The organism is Providencia sp. PROV267 (assembly GCF_028477825.1).
GTDB classification, from domain to species: domain Bacteria; phylum Pseudomonadota; class Gammaproteobacteria; order Enterobacterales; family Enterobacteriaceae; genus Providencia; species Providencia stuartii.
Genome location: NZ_JAMPLX010000002.1, coordinates 206,330 through 228,922, shown reverse-complemented (window position 1 = coordinate 228,922; position 22,593 = coordinate 206,330). Strand labels below are relative to the sequence as shown.

General features: G+C 41.9%; 20 protein-coding genes. 8 read left to right on the top strand and 12 right to left on the bottom strand.

The features are described 5' to 3' along the window. Positions 1 to 32 precede the first annotated feature (32 nt). On the bottom strand, positions 33 to 1,499 hold the full coding sequence (gene guaB, locus PR709_RS01870) for an IMP dehydrogenase (protein ID WP_004920523.1): 1,467 nt from the start codon (positions 1,497 to 1,499) through the stop codon (positions 33 to 35). A 171-nt stretch (positions 1,500 to 1,670) separates the two neighbouring features. Between guaB and xseA the strand changes: the two genes are divergently transcribed. After that, positions 1,671 to 3,050, top strand: a complete 1,380-nt coding sequence (xseA, locus tag PR709_RS01865) for an exodeoxyribonuclease VII large subunit (RefSeq protein ID WP_004920526.1) — start codon at positions 1,671 to 1,673, stop codon at positions 3,048 to 3,050. A 45-nt stretch (positions 3,051 to 3,095) separates the two neighbouring features. On the opposite strand, the gene PR709_RS01860 is transcribed toward xseA, so the two are convergent. From PR709_RS01860 to maeB, 5 genes are all read right to left on the bottom strand, one after another. After that, positions 3,096 to 5,351, bottom strand: a complete 2,256-nt coding sequence (locus PR709_RS01860) for a TonB-dependent receptor domain-containing protein (RefSeq protein ID WP_004920530.1) — start codon at positions 5,349 to 5,351, stop codon at positions 3,096 to 3,098. Positions 5,352 to 5,481: 130 nt separating this feature from the next. Then, complete coding sequence (locus tag PR709_RS01855) at positions 5,482 to 7,662, bottom strand: S9 family peptidase (protein ID WP_004920533.1); 2,181 nt, start codon at positions 7,660 to 7,662, stop codon at positions 5,482 to 5,484. A gap of 20 nt (positions 7,663 to 7,682) precedes the next feature. Beyond that, a complete protein-coding gene (locus PR709_RS01850) occupies positions 7,683 to 8,486 on the bottom strand; it encodes an energy transducer TonB (protein WP_004920535.1) in 804 nt (267 codons plus the stop codon). A 120-nt stretch (positions 8,487 to 8,606) separates the two neighbouring features. Next, positions 8,607 to 9,494 (bottom strand): ChaN family lipoprotein, encoded by an 888-nt coding sequence (locus PR709_RS01845; RefSeq protein WP_041704990.1) that lies wholly within the window; start codon positions 9,492 to 9,494, stop codon positions 8,607 to 8,609. Positions 9,495 to 9,609: 115 nt separating this feature from the next. Further along, positions 9,610 to 11,889, bottom strand: a complete 2,280-nt coding sequence (maeB, locus tag PR709_RS01840) for an NADP-dependent oxaloacetate-decarboxylating malate dehydrogenase (protein WP_272570698.1) — start codon at positions 11,887 to 11,889, stop codon at positions 9,610 to 9,612. 423 nt (positions 11,890 to 12,312) lie between these two features. Here maeB and PR709_RS01835 point away from each other — a divergent pair, with 423 nt between their 5' ends. The 4 genes from PR709_RS01835 to PR709_RS01820 all read left to right on the top strand — a co-directional run bounded on the left by PR709_RS01835 (position 12,313) and on the right by PR709_RS01820 (position 15,266). Beyond that, positions 12,313 to 12,933 carry a LuxR C-terminal-related transcriptional regulator gene (locus tag PR709_RS01835; RefSeq protein WP_014656110.1) on the top strand — a complete coding sequence of 207 codons (621 nt, stop codon included), beginning with the start codon at positions 12,313 to 12,315 and terminating at the stop codon, positions 12,931 to 12,933. A gap of 151 nt (positions 12,934 to 13,084) precedes the next feature. Beyond that, on the top strand, positions 13,085 to 13,456 hold the full coding sequence (locus PR709_RS01830) for an ArsC family reductase (protein ID WP_040133223.1): 372 nt from the start codon (positions 13,085 to 13,087) through the stop codon (positions 13,454 to 13,456). 14 nt (positions 13,457 to 13,470) lie between these two features. Continuing rightward, positions 13,471 to 14,601 (top strand): succinyl-diaminopimelate desuccinylase, encoded by a 1,131-nt coding sequence (gene dapE / locus PR709_RS01825; RefSeq protein ID WP_004920549.1) that lies wholly within the window; start codon positions 13,471 to 13,473, stop codon positions 14,599 to 14,601. Then, positions 14,598 to 15,266 carry a M15 family metallopeptidase gene (locus PR709_RS01820; protein WP_272570697.1) on the top strand — a complete coding sequence of 223 codons (669 nt, stop codon included), beginning with the start codon at positions 14,598 to 14,600 and terminating at the stop codon, positions 15,264 to 15,266. The genes dapE and PR709_RS01820 overlap by 4 nt, the downstream gene beginning before the upstream one ends. 45 nt (positions 15,267 to 15,311) lie before the next feature. On the opposite strand, the gene PR709_RS01815 is transcribed toward PR709_RS01820, so the two are convergent. Then, positions 15,312 to 15,698: a DUF454 family protein gene (locus PR709_RS01815; RefSeq protein WP_181710202.1), complete on the bottom strand. Its 387-nt coding sequence runs from the start codon at positions 15,696 to 15,698 to the stop codon at positions 15,312 to 15,314. A gap of 173 nt (positions 15,699 to 15,871) precedes the next feature. Between PR709_RS01815 and PR709_RS01810 the strand changes: the two genes are divergently transcribed. Beyond that, entirely contained in the window at positions 15,872 to 16,063 is a 192-nt protein-coding gene (locus PR709_RS01810) for a YpfN family protein (protein ID WP_004920559.1), read from the top strand. Here the strand turns inward: PR709_RS01810 and PR709_RS01805 are convergent. The 5 genes from PR709_RS01805 to ypfJ form a co-directional block, all read right to left on the bottom strand. Next, complete coding sequence (locus PR709_RS01805) at positions 16,044 to 18,056, bottom strand: tRNA(Met) cytidine acetyltransferase TmcA (RefSeq protein ID WP_113532671.1); 2,013 nt, start codon at positions 18,054 to 18,056, stop codon at positions 16,044 to 16,046. The two genes, PR709_RS01810 and PR709_RS01805, sit on opposite strands and share 20 nt — an antisense overlap. A gap of 7 nt (positions 18,057 to 18,063) precedes the next feature. Beyond that, entirely contained in the window at positions 18,064 to 18,516 is a 453-nt protein-coding gene (locus tag PR709_RS01800) for a DUF441 domain-containing protein (protein WP_004920564.1), read from the bottom strand. 108 nt (positions 18,517 to 18,624) lie between these two features. Next, the gene (locus tag PR709_RS01795; RefSeq protein ID WP_227698392.1) at positions 18,625 to 19,935 is read right to left on the bottom strand and encodes a hypothetical protein; all 1,311 of its coding nucleotides are present in this window, start codon (positions 19,933 to 19,935) and stop codon (positions 18,625 to 18,627) included. A 29-nt stretch (positions 19,936 to 19,964) separates the two neighbouring features. Continuing rightward, complete coding sequence (locus PR709_RS01790) at positions 19,965 to 20,258, bottom strand: DUF7677 family protein (RefSeq protein WP_272570696.1); 294 nt, start codon at positions 20,256 to 20,258, stop codon at positions 19,965 to 19,967. Between the two features lie 10 nt (positions 20,259 to 20,268). Then, positions 20,269 to 21,159: a KPN_02809 family neutral zinc metallopeptidase gene (ypfJ, locus tag PR709_RS01785; RefSeq protein ID WP_116820361.1), complete on the bottom strand. Its 891-nt coding sequence runs from the start codon at positions 21,157 to 21,159 to the stop codon at positions 20,269 to 20,271. Between the two features lie 377 nt (positions 21,160 to 21,536). Here ypfJ and PR709_RS01780 point away from each other — a divergent pair, with 377 nt between their 5' ends. Together PR709_RS01780 and PR709_RS01775 are read left to right on the top strand one after the other, a co-directional pair. Continuing rightward, positions 21,537 to 21,995 (top strand): PPC domain-containing DNA-binding protein, encoded by a 459-nt coding sequence (locus PR709_RS01780; RefSeq protein ID WP_014656117.1) that lies wholly within the window; start codon positions 21,537 to 21,539, stop codon positions 21,993 to 21,995. A gap of 14 nt (positions 21,996 to 22,009) precedes the next feature. Then, positions 22,010 to 22,591 carry a membrane protein gene (locus PR709_RS01775; RefSeq protein WP_014656118.1) on the top strand — a complete coding sequence of 194 codons (582 nt, stop codon included), beginning with the start codon at positions 22,010 to 22,012 and terminating at the stop codon, positions 22,589 to 22,591. The last annotated feature ends 2 nt before the right edge of the window (positions 22,592 to 22,593 follow it).

Sequence of the window (22,593 nt, the reverse complement as noted above, 5' to 3'; positions counted from 1 at the left end):
TTAACTACGGAGCTACCCTGAATCATTATCTGTTATTGTCCCAGACGGTAGTTCGGGGACTCTTTAGTGATGGTTACATCATGTACGTGGCTTTCTTGGATACCCGCACCACTAATACGGACAAACTCGGCTTTAGTACGAAGATCATCAATAGTACCACAACCTGTCAGCCCCATACAGGAACGTAATCCACCCATTTGTTGATGGATGATATCTTTTAGACGGCCTTTATAAGCAACGCGCCCTTCAATCCCTTCTGGAACTAATTTGTCAGCCGCATTATCAGACTGGAAGTAACGGTCTGAAGAGCCTTTAGACATTGCGCCTAATGAGCCCATACCACGATAGGCTTTATAGCTACGTCCTTGGAAAAGGATAGTTTCACCCGGAGATTCTTCTGTTCCTGCAAACATGGAGCCAACCATAACACAGGCTGCCCCTGCGGCAATCGCCTTAGAAATATCGCCAGAAAAACGAATACCGCCATCGGCAATTACAGGGATACCTGTTCCTTCTAATGCCTCGACAGCATCAGCAATTGCCGTAATTTGCGGTACACCGACCCCCGTCACGATACGCGTAGTACAAATAGAACCAGGGCCGATACCCACTTTAACGGCACTCACACCCGCTTCCGCTAGTGCTTTTGCACCTTCAGCCGTTGCGACGTTACCACCGATAATCGGTAAGTCTGGATATTTTTTGCGTGTTTCACGAATACGTTGCAATACACCTTCAGAGTGACCGTGTGAAGAGTCGATCAATAATACGTCGATTCCCGCAGCCACCAGCGCATCAACACGTTCTTCGTTACCCGCGCCAGCACCAACTGCCGCACCAACACGCAGACGACCTTGTTCGTCTTTACAAGCATTTGGTTTACGTTCTGCTTTTTGGAAATCTTTAACTGTGATCATCCCTAACAGGTGGAAGTTATCATCGATCACTAGGGCTTTTTCAACGCGTTTTTCGTGCATTTTTTGCAGTACAACTTCACGAGCTTCGCCTTCTTTTACCGTAACGAGACGCTCTTTCGGTGTCATTACCGCAGTGACAGGCTGATCCAGATCGGTAACAAAACGAACGTCACGACCTGTAATGATCCCCACAAGCGATTTATCCGCAGCCACAACAGGATAACCAGCAAAACCATTACGTTCTGCCATTTCTTGAACTTCGCGGATCGTTGTCTCAGGGGTAACGGTAACCGGATCAGTTACAACCCCACTTTCATGTTTTTTCACGCGACGAACTTCTTCCGCTTGGCGCTCAATAGACATGTTTTTGTGGATAAAACCAAGGCCACCCTCTTGAGCCAGTGCAATCGCAAGATCAGATTCAGTCACTGTATCCATCGCTGCAGAAAGCATAGGAATATTCAGGCGGATAGTTGCAGTCAGTTGGGTTGATAGATCGGCCGTGTTTGGTAATACGGTTGAGTGTGCAGGAACGAGCAATACGTCGTCGAAAGTTAGAGCTTCTTTTTTTATGCGTAACATAGGCAATATCTCACCAGGCAGCGTTATGGAAAGGTATAAAATATTGCCGCGGCATTATACACACCGAAACCGATTGCCTCCAGTCCTTTTTTGAAAAAAAACTTGATAACTCCTCTGACTAGGTTAGTATCAACCAATTAAGTCATTGTTTTAGAATTTGATCTAGCTCACATGTCGACTCAACAAAATAGTGGAATTTATTCTGTCAGCAAACTCAATCAAGCTGTCCGTGAACTTCTAGACCGCCAAATGGGTAAAATATGGCTGACAGCCGAAATATCAAACTTTTCGCAACCTAGCTCTGGTCATTGGTATCTCACATTAAAAGATGACAAAGCTCAGGTTCGTGCGGCTATGTTTCGCGGACAAAATGCACGCGTCACATTTCGTCCACAAAATGGTCAACAAGTTTTAGTACGGGCAAGTGTCACACTTTATGAGCCTCGTGGTGACTATCAAATTATCATTGAAAGCATGCAACCGGCTGGCGAAGGTCTGCTACAGCAGCGTTTTGAGTTACTCAAACAAATGTTAGGCGCAGAAGGCTTATTTGATGTAACACATAAGCAGCCTTTACCCTCCCCTGCAAAACGCATTGGTGTTATTACCTCAGCAACAGGCGCTGCATTACACGACATTCTGCATATTTTACGTCGCCGTGACCCATCACTCCCAGTTGTGATCTACCCAACAGCCGTTCAAGGAGATCAAGCTCCTGCACAAATTGCCCGAGCGATTGAGTTAGCCAATAAACGAGGTGAGTGTGATGTACTGATTGTGGGGCGTGGTGGTGGCTCATTAGAAGATTTGTGGGCGTTTAATGAAGAAATTGTCGCTAGAGCTATTTTTGCTAGCCGATTACCTATTGTTAGTGCGGTAGGTCATGAAACGGATATCACGATCGCCGATTTTGTGGCCGATGTTCGCGCTCCGACGCCTTCGGCTGCCGCTGAATTGGTTAGCCGTAACCAAGTGGAATTAATTCGCCAATTACATTCTGCTCAACAGCGTCTTGAAATGGCGATGGATTATTACCTTGCAGGGCAGCAGCAACGTTTTAGTCGTTTACAGCATCGCTTACAGCAACAACATCCACAACTCCGTTTAGCAAGGCAACAACATCAATTGAGCCTGCTTAATCAGAAACTGACCCAAACTATCACAAGGCGGTTGCAAACCGCTCAGCTACGTCATGACCAATTGCAACGTCGGCTGTCACAACAAGACTTGCGGCCTCAATTACAACGGCAACATCGGTCGCTACAACAGACACAATACCATTTACAGAATATGATGACCGAGTTACTGAATAGCTATAAGCAGCGTTTTGCGGTCGCTTGTTCAAAAATGGAAACGGTCAGCCCACTGGCTACATTGGCTCGTGGCTTTAGTATTAGTGAAACCTCTGACGGTGCAGTATTGAAAAAAACCTCTCAGGTGAAATTAGGCCAAAAGCTTAAAACACGCCTAAATGATGGGTGGGTAGAAAGTGAAGTCACTGATATCACTAAAATGAAAATGAAACGTGCACCTCGTTCTGTTTTAAAATAGGCGTAAAGGGTATCAACACGTTGATACCCTGATATTGATTACGAGTTAGAAGCGAACGACACCACCTAGCATATATGAACGCCCTCTTGCCGTTGCGTTATTATTACCACGCACTTCCATAATGGCCGTCGAATTTGAACGGTTCAAGGCGTCAGAATAAACCTCATTGGCCACATTATTCACTGTAAACATCAATGTGACATTTTTATTGATTTCATAATCAGCATACAAGTCAATAACTGTCGGTTGCTTTTCATATTTATCTTTCAATGCATCACCATTATTATCAACTAATGATTCAACGCCAATACGCTTTGCTGGCCCTGTAACAGTAATGACTGAGCCTAATGTCAACTTTTCATCTAATAACCGAACACCTGTATCTAGCGTCAAATAATAGTCTGGTAACTCAGTAAAATCCCCCGCACTAAAATCAGCAACGCTGGCTATCGAATTAGGCTGGTCACCCGTCTCTTTGGTATAAGATAATGTTGAATAAAAAACGCCTGCATCATAATTAGCTTGTAATTCATAACCCCGTAAGTTGACCTCGCGTGGATCGTTCATATAGATATAACTTTTCTGCATAAAATCCGGGAACTCTTTATCCCAGACACTTTCATTCATCAAACACCATGTAAATTCAGCGTATGTTCTTGGTCGACACAACAAATAAGGCTTACTGGTAATATAATCCTTAATTCTAGTATGGAACCAAAGCGCTTTCATCGTGAATTGGTCATCTTGCACGATGAGATCAGGTCTCATGCTATTGAAACCAATTTGCCATGTTTGTGCTTTTTCTCCTTTTAAGAATGGGTTCATTGAGTTACCGCCATTCTGAGAGAAAAATACCTCTTGGGAATTTGGTGCTCGCATTGAGTGTGCGTAACTTACAAAAGGTTGAAATTCAGGAATGATTTCTGCCGAAAGCAATACCCCCGGGTTGAAGCCTCCCTCTTTTAAGTTTATTGATGCGTCGCCTTGAGGAAAACATTTAACGTCATCATCGCAAGCGGGTTTAAACCCTTTTAGCTTGTAATGTGCATAATTCAGATTAAAAGTGGCTGAGTAAATATCATATTTAGCATTGAATTGCGTATACAAACTCATTAAGTCTAATGTGCCACTGGGTGAGAACTGGTTATAAATGATTGTATTTTGGTCAGATACCGAACTTACTTTACGTTCATATTTATTTTTTAACAGCTTAGAACCTATTTTCCATTCATAGTCCGTCTCCCCATAAGAAAAACGACTCGTATTGGCAAGATTGATCCCATCTGCATTATTTTTGGATTCACCTTGACGTAATGCCCAACCCAATGAATCCCCTTCAAATGTCTGCTTACTCTCTCCATGACTAATAATAAGCTCAGTATCAATTAACTCATTAAGTGGCGTATATTTATATTTAAGATAATAATCCTCGCTATTTATTTTACGGCGAGTTAATTTATTTTGATAAAAACGCCCACTAAATTCTAATTCATGGCTATCATCAGGTTTATATTTCAATTTGGTGAGTTGCGATTGGGGTTTTTGTTTAAAAGTATGATCAGTGGCAAAATCATCACTATCATAACCTGCTCCATTTTTATAATTCGCGGGGATATTATGACCACTGACTGCAATTAAGCCACCTAAATATCCATCATTGGTATTAACTGGCGTTTTCCCTGCAACGGCAACCATGCCATTATAGCCTAATCCATTATCCCCCCAACGGGCTTTGCTTCTTAAGCCATATAAGTTGTCATCAAAAATCACATCGTCAATACCGATAGTTCTAAAATTAGCGCTACCTACAAGTGCATTGACACTCTCTCCACCATTTAACTGCCCTTTTTCAACTTCAACTTTAACAATAAAATTGGGATCAATTAATGCCCCAAAATCATTATTTGGTTGTTGACCATGGGTGTAGTTACTCGGTGAAATGCCATAATATGTTTGGCTAATACCATCCACCATCATATTAACACGACCAAATCCACTCAAACCGCGGATATTGACATTGACTGTACCTTGGCTCGCGTCCATTTGGGTGTAGGTTCCCGGCATAGTACGAATAATTTTATCTAATCCTTCCAGTTTATTTTGCGTACCTACTGCACTAAATGCCCCTGGCTTTTCCAAGGCTTTAACTAATGGCGTTTGTTTCTCAGCACCTGAAATTTTTAATTTACTAAATTGTACGATACCTTTATTTTGTTGTTGCTGTGTATCTTCTGCAAAAGCAATACTATGAAGCCCAGCACATAATAAGCTGGCTCCTACTATTTTTAATTTATTATTCATTAAACCATTCCTGTAAACGCGATAATTAAACATGCGCTCACATGCATCCAAATAAAATTTAATGCTTTAATTTTGCCATGCAACTGTTCGGCTATCGTTAAGAAACAATAGCCGAACCATTTTACAATAATTAGTTATTAGTATATTCGTTTTTCAATTGTGGAAAATAATGTTTTTTATCTTCCAGCATTAAAATAAAGCTGTAATCTAGGGCAATATCATCCAATGCATTATAGCGGCCTGATTTACCACCATGCCCTGCATTCATATTTGTCTCTAACAATAATAATGAATCTCCTTGTTTATATTCACGCAATTTTGCCACCCATTTTGCCGGCTCCCAATATTGCACTTGAGAATCATGTAAGCCCGTTGTCACTAACATATGAGGGTATTTTTGTTTTTTGACATTATCATAAGGGCTATAAGCCTTAATACGCCAATATGCCTCTTCATTTTCAGGATTACCCCATTCGTCATATTCACCGGTGGTCAATGGAATTGATGGATCTAACATTGTCGTCACCACATCAACGAATGGAACAGAAGCGACAACCCCTTCATACAGTTCAGGCGCCATATTCACTACGGCTCCCATTAACAGTCCACCTGCACTTCCTCCCATGGCATAGACATGGCCTTGTTTTCCATAACCCTGATTTATCAGTGCATTTGTCACGTCAACAAAGTCAGTGAATGAGTTCATTTTATTCACTGTTTTCCCTTGTAGATACCACCGTTTACCCAGTTCACCACCACCGCGAATATGGGCAATCGCGTACACAAAGCCTCTATCTAGCAGTGACAGACGTGAAGAGCTGAATGAGGGATCAATGCTGTAACCATACGCACCGTAGCCATAGACTAATAATGGATTTTGCCCCTCTTTAAATAAATCTTTTCGGTAAACTAATGAAACAGGAACTTTCACACCATCTTGTGCCGTCACCCACAAACGTTCACTTTGATATTTGGATTTATCAAAATCTTTCACTTCTTGCTGTTTTAATAACTGCCTTTCTTGTGTCTGCATATTAATTTCATACACAGAAGAAGGTGTCGTCATTGATGAATAGCCATAGCGCAACTTATCGGTATCAGACTCTGGGTTGTTATCAATCCATGCCATATAAGCGGGATCATCAAAACGGACATAATTTTCAGCTTTGGTTTGCCAATTAATTTGACGGAGATTAACCAAACCGTTTTGCCGCTCTTCCAGTACTAACCATTGGTTAAATAGCTCAAAATCTTCCAAATCCACATCATCACGTGGAGCGACTAAAGTCTCCCAATCGCTTTTGCCATCATGACTTGTGATATACAGACCAAACAATGGGTGTTGATGGTTCGAACGAATATAAAATTGACCGCGAAAATGATCAGGATAATATTCAACGCCCGTTTTACGAGGTTGGAAAACGTTAGCCTCATTATGTGGCTTGTTTGCATCAATTAAGCGATATTCCGACGTCTCAGTACTTGTTATTCCAATAAAAATATAATCTTTGGAAGTTGATTTAGAGATGCTGACATAAAAAGTATCATCTTTTTCTTCATACATCATGACATCTTGATGCTGTTGTTCACCGATTTGGTGGCGGAACACTTGATATGGCAACAAGGTTTGTAGGTCTTTATTTACATAAAATAAAGTGTTGCTATCATTGGCCCAAACAATATTGCCCGATGTATTCGTTAACTCATCATTTTTCCACGCTTGGCTGTCTAATGAACGGAAAGAGACCGCATAGTTATTACGACCCTCTCTATCTTCCGCAATCGCCACGATTTTATTGTCTGGTGAAACGGTAAGCGCACCTAAACGGTAATACTCGCTCCCCTCCGCTCGTTGATTACCATCAACCAGTGTTTGCCACTCTCCTTCGCTATTCACAGGTCTGCGTTCATAAATAGGATAGTTTTTACCTGCTTCAAATCGGCTACGATAGGTATAGCCATTAAAGTCATAAGGTACAGACTCATCATCTTGTTTCATGCGTGAAAGTAATTCATCATAAATCTGTTTTTTTAATGGCTGACCCAACTCCAGTTGCTGTTGACTATAGGCATTTTCTTTTTCTAAATAATCAATAACTTCTTGTGATTTTCTATGGTCGTCTCTCATCCAATAATAGTTATCGACACGCACATCACCGTGTGTCGTCATTGTATATGGCTGCTTTTTCGCTTTTGGTGCTGACATCTGTTCCTCCGCAAGGGCATGGCCTGCATGTAGTCCAATAAATGCTATTAGACAGAATTTAGCGATTCGAGTGGATACTGACAATAAATCTGTTCTTATAATCATTCTGTTACCCTGATTAACCGTTAGTTTTCAAGTGTGAAGTCTATTGGCATTCTTACCGTAACTTTGCCATTCCTAAGCATTTCGGCTGGAGGGATGGGAAGTGGTTGTGCTCGAGAAAGGACTTTTTCGGCTTCCCTATCAAGAGAGCGAGTTCCTGACCCTTTAATCAGTGAGCTTTTAATAACATAGCCCTGCGCATCAACGTCAAATTCAACCACAGGAATTCCTGTGCGGTTACGTCGCCGAGCATCATCAGGGTAGCGTTTAAATTTGTTCAATTGGCCGAGAACGAGAGCCTGCCACGCTTTTTCTGCATCCAGTTGCGATTGTGATTGACTATTGAAATCAGCCGCAATCTTATTGCTCTGTTTCAATGCAGCAGCATCACTAGTCACAGGCGCTGAATTTGATTTTGAGTTATCACTTTCAAGCTTTTTAATAGGCTTTTTAGGCGGTTCTTTCTTCTCTTTTTTAGGCGTCGGTTGCGGCTTTTTCTTTTCGGTTTTGGTTACTAACAGTTCAGCATTTTCATTTACAGGTGCGGTAGGTAGCTCAGACTGCTCAGGTTCAGCTTCTTGGGCTTTACTTGCCACAGAGACCTCCTGCACTTGGCCGATATTCACTTCTGTGACCTGTTTAGCTTCCGCTTCCATGGAAACTTCCACCACAACGGATGGTGGTGGCACGGGATTATCCCACTGTTGATCGTCAGAGCTGCGTAAAAAAAGTCCAATAACTAAAAAATGTAATGCAATTGCAACAATAACCGCACTACCCATTTTCATACTTTGGTTCTGGTAGTGCTCAAATGTAATCGTACTCATTTTAATCTTATTTGCTGTGCCAAAAACTCAAATGATAATCAATTACATATGCAAATGAAAACTATTTTTATTCAAATTTGTTTCATTATCACAATTACATTACAAATAATTATAAAATGATTATTTTTCAACCGCTTGATTTACACTAGGCGTATACCAAACATAATCCGCATGAAGATTATCGATAGCATTCCCTTTTTCTGAAATGATCAGCACAGTAAATTCAGCATCAGGAGCCAGATCTTGCACATGTAACGGTACACCAATAGCTCGTGTCGCATGATACCCCCCCACAAACAACAAGGCTGGGGTTGGTGCTTGTAACAGTGATTTAGCCATACGACGATCACGCATTTGTTGAATAACCGTCATCTTTTCAACCTGCTCCGGTGTTAATTTGCCGTCATGAGAGGTTTCAATCGTCTTACTGATCAACTCCTGCACGACAGGTTGAGTCGAATATACGCCATTTAATACTGGCGGATTTTTGTATGCTTCCTTGACCTCTTCCTTATTCAAATTTGCTGAAAGTAGTGGGTACGGGGCTTTTAATAGTTGTTTAGTCAACTCGCCATACTGCTCCCACGGCCATCCACTATTCCATTTAATCGACGACTGCAATTTTTCATCGCGAATATACGGATCTCCCTGCATTTGTGCTTTCACTGAGTTAATACTTTTTTGCTGATCTGGTTGGAGCATTTCAAGTAACACTGAGCCTTGTGGACGCGTTTTGTGCATCTCTTGAGCCAGCCACTGCTCTATTTGGTGATGATACATATTGTCGTGTTTTTCACCGACAATAACGCGAGATGATTGAGATAACTGCTCAATAAGCTGTTGAGGTGTAATGGATTGACCTGATTGTAAGTCAATGATTTGCCCTTGTCCGGTAAGCTGACTATCTAGCTCTACCGGCTTTTGTTCTATTTGCTGTGCACACCCCGCAACCAACAATAGCGCCATTGCGATAAGGGAGGACTTTGCCTTCAATGTTACTGATATCATTATCTTTTCCATCTATTGAGTACAGGATTACCCAAAATACAGATAATGAGAATGATTTTCAATTAAAAAGGCCTCTAAATATTAAAATTTAGAGGCCTTTAGATATTAAGTTAAATTATAGTGGATGTGTTTGTGCTTCAACAGCAGCCAATGCCACCATATTAACAATACGACGTACAGAAGCTATCGCGGTGAGGATGTGTACAGGTTTTGAAACCCCCATTAACACCGGACCTACCGTCACACCATCAGAGCTTGTTACACGTAATAAGTTATAGCTAATACGTGCCGCTTCCATATTTGGCATGATCAACAAGTTTGCTGACCCTTTTAGTGGGCTATCAGGCATGACATCTTTACGGATAGATTCAATCAATGCAGCATCAGCATGCATTTCGCCATCGATTTCAAGATGCGGCGCTTGAGCCTTGACCAGCGCTAATGTATCACGCATTTTTTGTGCGGATGCACAATCAGAAGAGCCGAAACTGGAACGGGATAACAGTGCCACTTTCGGTTCAATACCAAAACGGCGCACCGTATCGGCTGCCATTAAGGTAATTTCCGCTAGCTCTTCTGGTGTTGGATCTTCGTTCACATAGGTATCGGCAACAAACGTGTTACCCGTTGGTAATAATAGTGCGTTCATCGCCCCTGCTGCATGAGCGCCTTCACGGAAACCGAACAGATTTTTTACTACGCTATAGTGTTCGCTGTAACTACCAACGGTTCCACAGATCATACCATCCGCTTCACCACGAAGTACCATGATACCGCCGATTAAAGTGGGGTTACCAATCACCGCACGACGTGCCATCTCTTGTGAAACACCACGGCGTTTCATGATTTGGTAATATTCTTGCCAGTACTCTTTGAAACGTGGATCGTTTTCATTGTTAACCACTTCAAAATCTTTCCCTAGCTCAATATGCAGGCCAAGTTTTTGAATACGTTTCTCAATCACACTTGGGCGTCCAACTAGAATTGGGAATGCTAAGCCAAGGGAAACCAACTCTTGTGTCGCATGTAATACGCGCTCTTCTTCCCCTTCTGCCAAAACAATACGTTTTTTCTCTTTTTTGGCTTGTGAAAAGATAGGCTTCATAAACAAGTTTGTTTTATAGACAAACTGGTTCAGTTTTTCGATATAAGCATCAAAGTCTGCAATTGGACGTGTAGCAACCCCTGAATCCATCGCCGCTTTTGCCACTGCTGGCGCAATTTTAACTATCAAACGTGGATCAAAAGGCTTCGGAATAATGTATTCAGGGCCGAAGAATAAGTCTTGGTTGCCATAAGCAGAAGCAACTTCCTCACTCTGCTCTGCCAACGCTAAATCAGCAATTGCATAAACACAAGCGAGTTTCATCTCTTCGTTGATGGTCGTTGCGCCAACATCCAACGCGCCACGGAAGATGAACGGGAAACACAATACGTTGTTCACTTGGTTAGGATAATCAGAGCGGCCTGTACAAATAATGGCATCTGGACGTACTTCTTTTGCTAATGGCGGTAAAATTTCAGGTTCAGGGTTAGCAAGTGCTAAAATAAGCGGGTCTTTCGCCATGGTTTTCACCATGTCTTGGGTCAGCACACCAGGACCAGAACAACCTAAGAAAATATCTGCATTTGGGATCACATCCGCAAGGGTTCTTGCGCCATTATCTTCAATGGCATAGGCGGCTTTTGTGACATCCATTTTTTCATCACGGCCTTTATAAATCACCCCTTTGGAGTCGCAGACTATGATATTTTCGTGTTTTAAACCTAGTGCAACAAGCAGGTTCATACATGCAATTGACGCTGCACCTGCACCTGAAACGACTAGGCGAACATCACCGATATCTTTTTTAACAATACGAAGGCCGTTGATCACCGCCGCCGTACAAATAATTGCGGTTCCGTGCTGATCATCATGGAACACAGGGATATTCATTCTTTCGCGCAGCTTCTGCTCAATATAAAAACATTCAGGCGCTTTAATATCTTCTAGGTTGATACCCCCAAAAGTTGGCTCAAGAGAAGCAATAATATCAACAAGTTTATCGGGATCGGTTTCATCAACTTCGATGTCAAACACATCAATGCCAGAAAACTTCTTAAATAGCACCCCTTTCCCTTCCATAACGGGTTTACCCGCCAAGGCCCCAATATTACCTAATCCCAAAACCGCTGTACCGTTTGAGATCACACCGACAAGGTTCCCTTTCGCGGTATAACGATACGCTGATAGTGGCTCTGAGGCGATTTCAAGACATGGAACCGCAACCCCTGGTGAGTATGCAAGAGCCAAATCGCGTTGAGTCGTTAATGGTTTAGTCGGTGTTACAGTTATTTTTCCTGGATGAGGAAACTCATGAAAATCAAGAGCACTTTGTTTTAATTTATCATCCATCATCAAGTCCTTTCAAAGTAGGTAGGGTAAAAGCAGTAAACAGTATAAACAGTTCAGACAAGCAAATCATGATCTTGATGACAATTTCCAGAAAATTCTTTCGGTTACATCAGTTAGTAATACGAGTTAGCCTAAAATATCACCTCAAACTCTCACTCAATCAATATACTTGAAGGCCAATTATATATTATAGATATAATTACTTTTGATAATTTTAATCATATAAAAATCGAGTTATTATTTTTTTGGTTTTCTATTTCGGGGTTCTGAATATTAATTATATAAATTAATAATTAAATACAATGAGCATTAAAAAATAGTAATAAAGGCGAAAATTGAAGGCTATAACATATTTAATGTAATGGCGTGTTTGCTATTAAGCTGTCCTCTTTTATTATTGTCAGGCATAAAAAGGAATCTACTATGTCTTCCCAAACCGTTATGATTATTGATGAACATCCTATTTATCGCTATGGTTTACGGCACCTTATCGACTCAGATGCATATTTCACTGTCGCAGCTGAATGCTGTAATTGCTCTGAAGCACTTGATATTGCTGACAAACTACAACCTGACATAATACTAACTGATATCAATATTTATGGTACTAAAACATTCGAAACAATTCGCTTATTACGTAAACGCTGCCTTAAGTCGTATTTATTAGTTTTATCATTTTCAGCTTTAAAAACAGATATCTACAATGCTATTGATGCAGGCGCACAAGGCTATCTGCTTAAAAATAGTGAACTTGATATGCTGATGAATAGCATGCGAAAAGCAGCGGCTGGGCACCATGTATTTAGCGAAAAAGTCTATCAATATCTCGTTAATCGCCATAAAATTAATGACCCATTATCATCATTAACGCGCAGAGAATGCGAAATATTGCATGAAATGGCGGCTGGATTAAAAAATAGGGAAATTTCCCAATTACTTTTTATTTCAGAAGAAACAGTAAAAGTGCACATCCGTAATTTACTTAAAAAACTAAATGTACGCTCCCGATTAGAAGCAAGTCTAATATACATGAGAGCAAAATAATATATTTACTATAATTAATTTATTATGAAATAATTTAATTAACTATTAATTTAATCATTAGATTAACTTTTCTTTCCCACAGAAAGCTAGATCCTGAATAGATTTTCGCGCATTATGTAGGGCTAACAGTAAATCATCAAAGGAAAATTTTATGTCAAACAGCACTTCTTCCCCTTACATTATGTATGGTATTAAAAATTGTGACACGATCAAAAAGGCGCGTCGCTACTTGGAAGATAATGGCATTAATTATCAATTTCATGATTACCGTGTTGAGGGGATTGATGATGCCTTATTATCGGCGTTCATCGCTCAGCTCGGTTGGGAAGTTTTAGTTAATAAAAGAGGCACAACTTGGCGTAAACTCAGTGATGCTGAAAAAAATGCCGTTGTTGATGCTGAAAGCGCCAAAAAAGTGTTATTGGCTGAACCTGCGATGATCAAGCGCCCAATTCTCGTTTCAGCAGACAACCGCTATCTTGTCGGTTTTTCCGCTGATGAATATCAACAATTTACTCAATAAGCCGGAGCGCAGTGATGGATTGTCCTGTTATACAACTCGCTCAAGAACTCATCTCTCGCCCATCAATTAGCCCTGATGACCAAGGGTGTCAGGCATTATTAATTGAACGACTCGAAAAAGTAGGGTTCACCGTTGAAAAAATGTTATTTGATGATACGGCTAATTTCTGGGCTTATCGAGGTGCCGACGGCGAGACCTTAGCATTTGCAGGCCATACGGATGTCGTTCCCGCTGGGGATGAGACAAAATGGCAAACGCCCCCTTTCATACCAACCATTATCAACCAACACCTTTATGGTCGTGGTGCAGCGGATATGAAAGGCTCCGTTGCAGCTATGGTCGTCGCTGCCGAGCGTTTTGTACAAAAACATCCCGATCATCGTGGTCGGTTAGCCTTTTTAATCACGTCCGATGAAGAGGCAAAGGCGACAAATGGTACGGTTAAGGTCGTTGAAACGTTGATGCAACGTAATGAGCGGTTAGATTACTGTTTAGTGGGCGAGCCTTCTAGCCAAACTCAACTCGGTGATATCGTTAAAAATGGCCGCCGAGGCTCTATCACAGCGAATTTAACGATTTTAGGCACGCAAGGGCATGTCGCATATCCACACCTTGCCGATAATCCAGTACATCGAGCGACAAATTTTTTACAAGAACTTGTATCAACACAGTGGGATCAAGGTAATGAATTTTTCCCCGCGACCAGTATGCAGATCGCCAATCTTCATGCGGGTACTGGTGCGACAAATGTTATTCCGGGTGAGTTTTTCGTTCAGTTTAATTTCCGATTTAGCACAGAATTAACCGACAAAATCATCCGTGAGCGTGTTGAAGAGATGCTAGCACGACACCAATTACGCTATGAAATTGAATGGAAGCTTTCGGGCCAGCCTTTCTTAACCCGTACAGGGAAATTAGTCGACGCCACCGTGCAAGCTATTCATGAATTCACGGGGCGCACTACAGAGCTCTCAACGAGTGGTGGGACATCTGATGGGCGTTTTATTGCTCAAATGGGGGCACAGGTCATTGAATTAGGGCCACTCAATGCCACTATTCATAAAGTTGACGAGTGTGTCAGTGTACATGACCTACAGCAACTGGCACGGATTTATGAACGCATAATGGAGCTACTGTTACTATGATGACCATCGCCATGCTCACCGGCCGTTCAACCGACCATCTCGTGACATTAGGCGGTAATCACCGCCTACAATTTAATGCGACAAAAGCATTTTTGTCCATGCAACAAGCGGCGGCGAAGGCTGGCTTCAAGCTCCAATCCGCCAGTGCATTCCGTGATTTTTCACGTCAGCAACTGATTTGGAATGAGAAGTTTACCGGAAAGCGCCCCGTTCTTAATAAACAAAGTAATCCGCTAGATATTAGCGTATTAAGCGAAGGCGAATTATGTGAAGCTATTTTGCATTGGTCCGCCCTGCCGGGCGCAAGCCGCCACCATTGGGGCACGGAAATTGACGTCTATGACCCATTGCGTCTCCCTGAAGGGCAATCACTGCAACTTGAGCCATGGGAATACGAACAAGGCGGCTATTTTGCTGAGCTGAATCAGTGGCTAAGTGACAATATGGCCACATATGACTTCTACCGCCCTTTCACCGCTAAAAATGCAGGTGTTGCCTATGAACCTTGGCATATTAGCTATTGGCCCTTATCCCATGACGCTGAGCAACTGTTGACCCCTCAAGTGGTTCAATCTGTTTTACAAGAAGAAGTTATCTTGGGTAAAGATTGGCTATTAGCGAATCTAGAATATGTTTTTAATCGCTACATTAAAATTCCAGAATAGCCTCAAAAAGCGCCAAATCTCTTGGCGCTTTTTCATTTAACACCATCATACTTTATTATCATTCGATACAGGTTTATCTATCACCGGTAATCGATACATAAAAATCACTAGCCAGCATAACAGGACAAATAGACCTAACTTTAACCACCAAAAGTTCACAACCCAAATTGAAATCGTAAACGTAACTAATATCACGGCTATCGCTTTAGGTTTAGCGCCTTTTGGCAAACCTTTATACGTTTGCCAATGTCGGATATAGCCACCAAACCATGAACGATAAAGTAACCAGTGATGAAAACGCGGCGATGAGCGAGAAAAGCACCATGCCGCCAATAAGAGAAAGGGGGTTGTTGGCAGTACCGGCAATACAACGCCTAAGCATGCTAATATTACCGCGAGCCAACCTATTAGGATCAACAATCCTTTTTTTATATTCAAAATGGCTCTCCCAACGGCTTCAAAAACATGATTAAATAAACCCAATGACTAGGGTATACCCTATCGAAATTCAAATAGTAATGTGATGCCAAATGTGTGCCTGTAAAAGTTTCAACTTTTCATCCACCTTTTTAATCACCTCTTATTAGCAAGCACAAAGGCGACATATGCATTGGTTAGCAGATTATTGGTGGGTGATCCTACTGATTTTAGTTGGCGTCATCTGGAATTCTATCAAAGAGATGATGCGAGTAGATCATAAAAAATTTCTTGATAATAAACCCGAGCTTCCCCCTCATAAAGATAACAATCATCTTTGGGATGATAACGATGATTGGCCTAAAGATAAGAAGGGCTAATTTTTTGCGCTATCGTTTTAACAAGCTCAGGGTGGTCACGTTGCACAACGTCTTTAACTTCTGCCCTTGCTTGTTGTAACCACGCTTTTTGCCCCGTTAATGATAGCTGTTGGCAAATCTCTTCCAAAGATAACTGTAGTTGAAAATAGAAACGCAGCAGCTTCAACCCACCTTCTTGATGCGCTAATAAACGTTGTATCGCCGCACTACTCGCTGCCAACGTACGATGATAAAAGCCAAATCCAACCAGTTCAATCCAATCTTCGGGCGTTAAATGCTGCTTATCACATGTCGGCAAGTGGAATGGCTCAAGGTCACGACGCCAAAAGAGATCCCTTGGCAAGTTGTGTTTGGCTTGCTCACACATGCGTTGTGCTTGTGATGATAGCGGTAAAATCGCCATCGCCGTGTAACATCCACTGCTTGCTTCAAGGTGTTCACCAACACGTACTAATTGATAACCCGCTTGTTGCCAAAAACGTAATAACTCCGGTGTCAGACCAAAACTCACTGATAAAAAATCTTTGCCTTGGTAAACGGCCTGCTGTTTTTGAGCGTCAAGCAGTTGTGAGCCAATTTTTTGTCGGCGATAAGCAGCCTCAACCGCGATCCTCGTTGCACGTAGTGATGACATCTGAGGCGCCTCAGGGAAGTAATAATGAGCAGCAAGGGATTGTGCCACTAAACTCCCCCTAGGGCGGCGGAGACCAGCCCAAATTTGCCAACTTAGTTGGCTATCTAACCCACCTTCTTCAACCATCCATAAGGCTCCAATCAATTGCGTCGCCGATTTGGCCAACATAAATTGCTGGCGACTTGCATCAAGTAACCGACGAAGATCGAGAGGGGATGTTCGATAATGTGCACTGGTGAGTAATCCATAAAAACTTTTCAGTTGTTTAGGATCATCAACTAATTGTTGCTGGCTGATAGGCTCAATTAGCTGTAATGGCGAGTGATCGTTTACACCTTCAGGCTCTTCTAGTAATAATGCCTGATTGAGCCAATGTTCAAGGGGATCATGCTTAGCCCAGCGGATAGGCTCGACTAAATCGAGAGCAGTAAAACCGCCCAATTGCGCACAAAACTTATTGATAAAGCCTCGCCCTGTTCCTTCATAGCCATCCACCGTTGTCGTTAATAAAACACGTGGAAAATAATTGACCAGTTGGCGCAGAATATAACTTGGAATCGCTGCCGCTTCATCAATAATCAACCAGTCAGCTTTTATGTCACCATTCTTCTTACAGTAACGTAATAATTCATCTGGCGCCCAAAAATTGAGCGGCTGACCGGCTGATTTTTCTAGTGTTCGTATCGCGACTTTAGCAGGCGCACAGCACCAGCACTCCCCTTGCCAGTTGCGGATCAACATTCCTGCAAGGGTCGATTTCCCTCGCCCACGGGGAGCGATGATCCCCCAAACACCGTCATTTGCGGATAACAACTGTTCCAGTACATATTGCTGAGCCGGTGTCGCCTCACCCGAAGGTGGTTGCCAATGCTCTTTTTCGGGTAAAAGAGAAAAATGCGCTGGCTTATCTTGTTGCCAAACCAGCACGTCAGATTGCGCCTGTATCAACTGCTGTAAATGATGCACAAAATTAGGCGTGGCGATCATGCCATTTTGCTCATTCCATCGAATACTATCGTTATCCAATGAATACGCCCACTCAGTTTGTGGTGGCGTACATAAAACCAGCAAGCTCCCAGCCTTTAATGCCCCAGCAAGCATAGCGAGAGCCTCGCTATGCAAACCTTCTCTTGCATCAAAGACCCCATGTAAAAACTCTCTGCCTAATAATAAATGTGCATTTTTAACGGGCAATGCCCCCGTTATTGTTGATGAAAGGGCCTGCCAATCACCCGCGATAATTGATTGAATTTCATTTAATTGTTTATCTATCCACAAGCTCTCACCAGAGAGCACCAACAAGCGCCGATGACCACAATCATTAAGTTGAGCACAGATTTTAGGAAGTGAATAATTCATATACCCGCTAAGATTTACCGATCAATAATGACAAGATCCCTGCTGCGATAAGAGGACCAACAGGAACACCACGGAAGAGTGCTACGCCGATAACCGTGCCAACAAGTAGGCCTGCTACTGTTGAAGGTTGATGTGACATTAACGTAACACCACGGCTTCCCAACCAAGAAACTAACACCCCGATCACAATAGCAAGCAGTGATTTCCAATTTAAAAAGGAACCTAATACATCTTGTGCTGAAATTTTACCACTAGCAATAGGAGCCATCACACCAATAGTTAATATTAATATCCCAATCGTTAACCCATATTTCTCTACCCAAGGAAAGAAATTATTTAAAGGTGTGATCCGCACCACCAGCAAAAATAACATAGCTAATGTCACCGTCATATTATGACTGATGATCCCAAGGCCTGCTAAAACCAGTAAAATTATCAAGGTAGGATCGACTTGACTCATATTGTATTCCCTGTAAAACGTGCTGCTTTTGCTTATAAAATTAGCGAAAGATAAAAAGTACGGCTTATGTTATTGGCTCACCGAATAAGAAGCAAACGTCACGGCATATTATTGCCCGATATATTGTTGAAATAAGATATTTACAGGCTCTCCTCCGATAGCGATCATTTTATTTTTGAAAGATGCGGGTAAATCACCATTCGACTCGGAAGGTAATGTCATTAATTCAGTAATGAACGGGTCTAATCCTGATGGATTATTGGCGACCTTCTGTAAAATAGTATCTAATTTTCGCCAAAATGTAGCGCCTTGAGAATAGAACTCAGCATAAACAGAGCGATCCCCTGCTTTAAATCGCTTATCTAGTTCAATAAAAGTATGTGTCACTGGAGCATTTAATGGCATCATTGCAGATTCAATTGACGAAACAATTTGTGGCTGGCTTTCCATCTGTTTTAATGCTTTCAAAGCATAATATTGAGCAAGGCCTTCCTCAACCCAAGCTGGCTGCGTTGATTTATTTTCCCTTACCATATCAATAAGTTGATGAAATTGCTCATGGGCAATAACAAGTTGGGTTTTTGCATTATTGAGATTAATGTTTTTATCATCCTTTTTATCAGAATATAAATAGTTAGCCACGAAACTGCGACCACCCGCCGCCCCACCAATAAAGCCATTTTTTTCATTACTGCCGAGCCAAATCACCAACAATGTATTATCACGCTTGTCTTGAGGTGAAATTGATAACGCTTTGGTTAAATACTTTAAGGCTTGTTGGTGATAACCATTTAGCTGATATTGATCGGTTAACGTGACGTTGTCACTAAAATAGCGAACTTTCATATTCGTTAAGTCCACTTGTTGCAATCGAATATCCCCCACTAAATAAAATTCAGGCGCCTTATAATAGGCAGGAACCGACCACGCGCTTGTATTTTCAGCTTTCGCGCCATAGATAGCGATCCCATCGGCAGCACGAATAATCCCTTCTTCATCATTGACTAAGCGCAATAATGACGTAGGCTCAGAAAGCAATATCTGTTTTTTGTTTTGATATTCACTGGTAATGAAAATAGTCGCTTGCTTCGAGGCGTCAACATGCCCTTTTGCAACTTTATTAGGGAGGACATGCCACGAAACCCGTTCACAACCTATAGGCACAATCCATTCATTTTCGGTATTTTTCTTTAACAACGTACCTTGGCACTGAGGATGGTTAATTTGCGGTTTTAACCCCCACGCTTCCCCTCTCACGATCAATTTTTGTTCCTGCTCGGATTTAGGTAAATCCATGGAGAGCGTTAACATCCCCTCCGTTGATAGATCATCAATGGTATAATGGGTTTTCGCTGACGCATTTATCAACCCGAAAAATAAAAGCGTGGTTATCAATATGGTACGCGTCAAATAGAACACTTTAACCTCATATTTGGGCAGGTCATACATTAATATAGAGCGACTTCCCACTCTTCAAAAGGAGGGTCAACGTTAAAAGAAGCATCACAGTAACTTCGAATATAATCCGTTGCTCTTTTCTGCGCATGAGTAAAATTCAATACTTCCCCTGCCTCATCAATTTCCAGTGTATTGATAAATATTGCGTACGCTTGTTCAATAGCACTCGGCTCCTCGCCATACAGCGACAAATAATCAATCCCCTCGAGCATGTAATGTGAACCACTTGCTATAAAATAGCTGAAAGTTCTAATCGCCCCACTAACGCTATGGCTGAGCTTCATCTGAGCCTCCTTAAAATGTATTTTGCGCTGAAAAGGTGTTGCAGCTATTGATATCTCCCGTCTCAAACCCTTTTTTAAACCAAAAATAGCGCTGTTGTGAGGTGCCATGCGTAAAACTATCTGGGATCACGCGACCTTGGCTCTGCTGCTGTAATCTGTCATCACCAATTGCCTGAGCCGCATTCAACGCGGATTGTAAGTCGCCATCGTCTAAGATGCCCTCTTTATCCATATTGTGCCCCCAAACACCCGCAAAACAATCGGCCTGTAATTCAAGTTTCACCGACAGTTTGTTGGCTTCTTTTGTACTTACACCTTGCTGTAATTTTCTTACTTGCCGTTCAATGCCTAATAAGTGCTGCACATGATGGCCGATTTCATGAGCCACGACGTACCCTTGCGCAAATTCACCACCAGCCCCTAATTTGGTTTTCATGTCATTATAAAATGACAGGTCGATATAAACTTTATTATCAGCTGGACAATAAAACGGCCCCATAAATGCTTTACCTTGCCCACACGCTGTCGAAGTACCATTGCGATAAATGACTAATTTAGGCTGCTGGTATTGTTTGCCTAGCTTTTTAAATTCCGTTTGCCAAACATCTTCTGTGGAAGCAAGCATCACTGACGTAAAGTCGGCTAACTGTGCCTCTTGTGGGCTAATGGTACGATTTTGGGCTTGTTGCGAAGAGTGATTACCGATAGGCTCTCCGGTAATTAACCCCGTGAGATCAACGCCATAATAGCCAGCTACGACAATAACAATCAGAATAACAACGCCACTTTTTCCTCGTAATGGAATTCGTATCCCCCGACCATTGCCTTGAAAACCCCCTGATGAATTTTCTGATCTTCTATCTTCAATATTGTCGCTACGACGACGGTCTTGCCAACGCATAATCACCTCTATAATCAGCAAATAAACGGTTTAGTCACAGTTTAAACCCAAAATCGTTACAATTGACTTAATTATTTTTATTCATACCACGTCATCGCCTGCTTAGCACTCTGAACTAACACAGATGTTCAACATTTTAACCTTATTAATTAAGTGGATATATTGTTTTTTAACTGATTGTTTTTCACTTAACGCAAATTAATCGCAATTCCAATTAAATAAGCGATAGAAAACACTTCGTTACTGATATCTCCTTGATTGTTACTTATAATAATATGAGGTCAATATAAAATTATTATCACTGACGATATCACTGTATTTCGCCGAGTTGACAAATCACCTTATATTCAAGTCGTCATATAATTAGGATCACTCATATGAATGTAGCTTTCCCTCCCGCCTCCAATGCGCGCTATTTTGCCCTACGATTACGGCCCGGCGAGGATGTTATTCCAACACTGCGTCATTTTATTCAGCAGAACCACTTAAAAGCCGCTTTCATTGCTGGCTGTGTTGGTAGCTTAACTCGCGTTAATTTGCGTTTTGCAGGAAAAGAGACAACCGATCAATTTGTTGGTCGATACGAAATTGTTTCACTTATCGGCACATTAGATAGCGAAGGCGAACATTTGCATTTAGCCATTTCAGATGAAAATGGTCATGTGCAAGGGGGGCATATGATGCTTGACTGTACCGTTAGAACAACGTTAGAGCTTGTTATTGGGGAATTAGAGCATATCACTTTCACTCGTCAATATTGCGAATTATCTGGATATGACGAATTAGCAGTTTCTGAACGCACGCCCCACAACTCCCATTCTTCTGTTCATCGCTAAGGAGCGGTGTATTCATGCCAAAATCATCTACTCTTTCGAGCCGTACTTTAGCGTTAATTGTTTTTTCAATCGCTATTAACATGTTAGTTGGGCAAATAAGCTCAAGCATTAAGTTGCCAATTTTTCTTGATTCAATTGGCACAATCATTTGTGCTTTATTAGCCGGCCCTTGGATCGCTGCATTAACCGGATTATTAACCAATCTATTATGGGGATTACTCAGTGGCCCAATTGCCGCCGCTTTTGCCCCTGTTGCGATGATGATAGGCCTCAGTGCAGGGTTACTCGCTCATGCTGGATTTTTTCGGACGTTACCTAGAGTTATCTTTTCCGGCATCGTCATTACATTGGCATTGATGTTAGTTGCTGTACCTATCCGTACTTATTTATTTGCAGGTACAACAGGTAGCGGAGCCGATTTTTTCGTCGCTTACTTCCATGCTGTGGGAGAAAACCTACTTGAATCTGTTGCCATTACCGTATTAGGAGCCAACATTGCAGATAAAATAGTGTCGGCACTCATTGCGTGGTTATTAGTGCGTCGCTTACCGCTGCGTGCACAACAAAACTTTCCAAATATGGCGCGAGTAAGATAAAT

What these genes read in the sequence shown, in the direction of transcription:
- guaB (WP_004920523.1), bottom strand. Translation starts at nt 1,499, where the DNA reads ATGTTACGCATAAAAAAAGAAGCTCTAACTTTCGACGACGTATTGCTC.
- xseA (WP_004920526.1), top strand. Translation starts at nt 1,671, where the DNA reads ATGTCGACTCAACAAAATAGTGGAATTTATTCTGTCAGCAAACTCAAT.
- PR709_RS01860 (WP_004920530.1), bottom strand. Translation starts at nt 5,351, where the DNA reads ATGAATAATAAATTAAAAATAGTAGGAGCCAGCTTATTATGTGCTGGG.
- PR709_RS01855 (WP_004920533.1), bottom strand. Translation starts at nt 7,662, where the DNA reads ATGATTATAAGAACAGATTTATTGTCAGTATCCACTCGAATCGCTAAA.
- PR709_RS01850 (WP_004920535.1), bottom strand. Translation starts at nt 8,486, where the DNA reads ATGAGTACGATTACATTTGAGCACTACCAGAACCAAAGTATGAAAATG.
- PR709_RS01845 (WP_041704990.1), bottom strand. Translation starts at nt 9,494, where the DNA reads ATGATATCAGTAACATTGAAGGCAAAGTCCTCCCTTATCGCAATGGCG.
- maeB (WP_272570698.1), bottom strand. Translation starts at nt 11,889, where the DNA reads ATGGATGATAAATTAAAACAAAGTGCTCTTGATTTTCATGAGTTTCCT.
- PR709_RS01835 (WP_014656110.1), top strand. Translation starts at nt 12,313, where the DNA reads ATGTCTTCCCAAACCGTTATGATTATTGATGAACATCCTATTTATCGC.
- PR709_RS01830 (WP_040133223.1), top strand. Translation starts at nt 13,085, where the DNA reads ATGTCAAACAGCACTTCTTCCCCTTACATTATGTATGGTATTAAAAAT.
- dapE (WP_004920549.1), top strand. Translation starts at nt 13,471, where the DNA reads ATGGATTGTCCTGTTATACAACTCGCTCAAGAACTCATCTCTCGCCCA.
- PR709_RS01820 (WP_272570697.1), top strand. Translation starts at nt 14,598, where the DNA reads ATGATGACCATCGCCATGCTCACCGGCCGTTCAACCGACCATCTCGTG.
- PR709_RS01810 (WP_004920559.1), top strand. Translation starts at nt 15,872, where the DNA reads ATGCATTGGTTAGCAGATTATTGGTGGGTGATCCTACTGATTTTAGTT.
- PR709_RS01805 (WP_113532671.1), bottom strand. Translation starts at nt 18,056, where the DNA reads ATGAATTATTCACTTCCTAAAATCTGTGCTCAACTTAATGATTGTGGT.
- PR709_RS01800 (WP_004920564.1), bottom strand. Translation starts at nt 18,516, where the DNA reads ATGAGTCAAGTCGATCCTACCTTGATAATTTTACTGGTTTTAGCAGGC.
- PR709_RS01790 (WP_272570696.1), bottom strand. Translation starts at nt 20,258, where the DNA reads ATGAAGCTCAGCCATAGCGTTAGTGGGGCGATTAGAACTTTCAGCTAT.
- ypfJ (WP_116820361.1), bottom strand. Translation starts at nt 21,159, where the DNA reads ATGCGTTGGCAAGACCGTCGTCGTAGCGACAATATTGAAGATAGAAGA.
- PR709_RS01780 (WP_014656117.1), top strand. Translation starts at nt 21,537, where the DNA reads ATGAATGTAGCTTTCCCTCCCGCCTCCAATGCGCGCTATTTTGCCCTA.
- PR709_RS01775 (WP_014656118.1), top strand. Translation starts at nt 22,010, where the DNA reads ATGCCAAAATCATCTACTCTTTCGAGCCGTACTTTAGCGTTAATTGTT.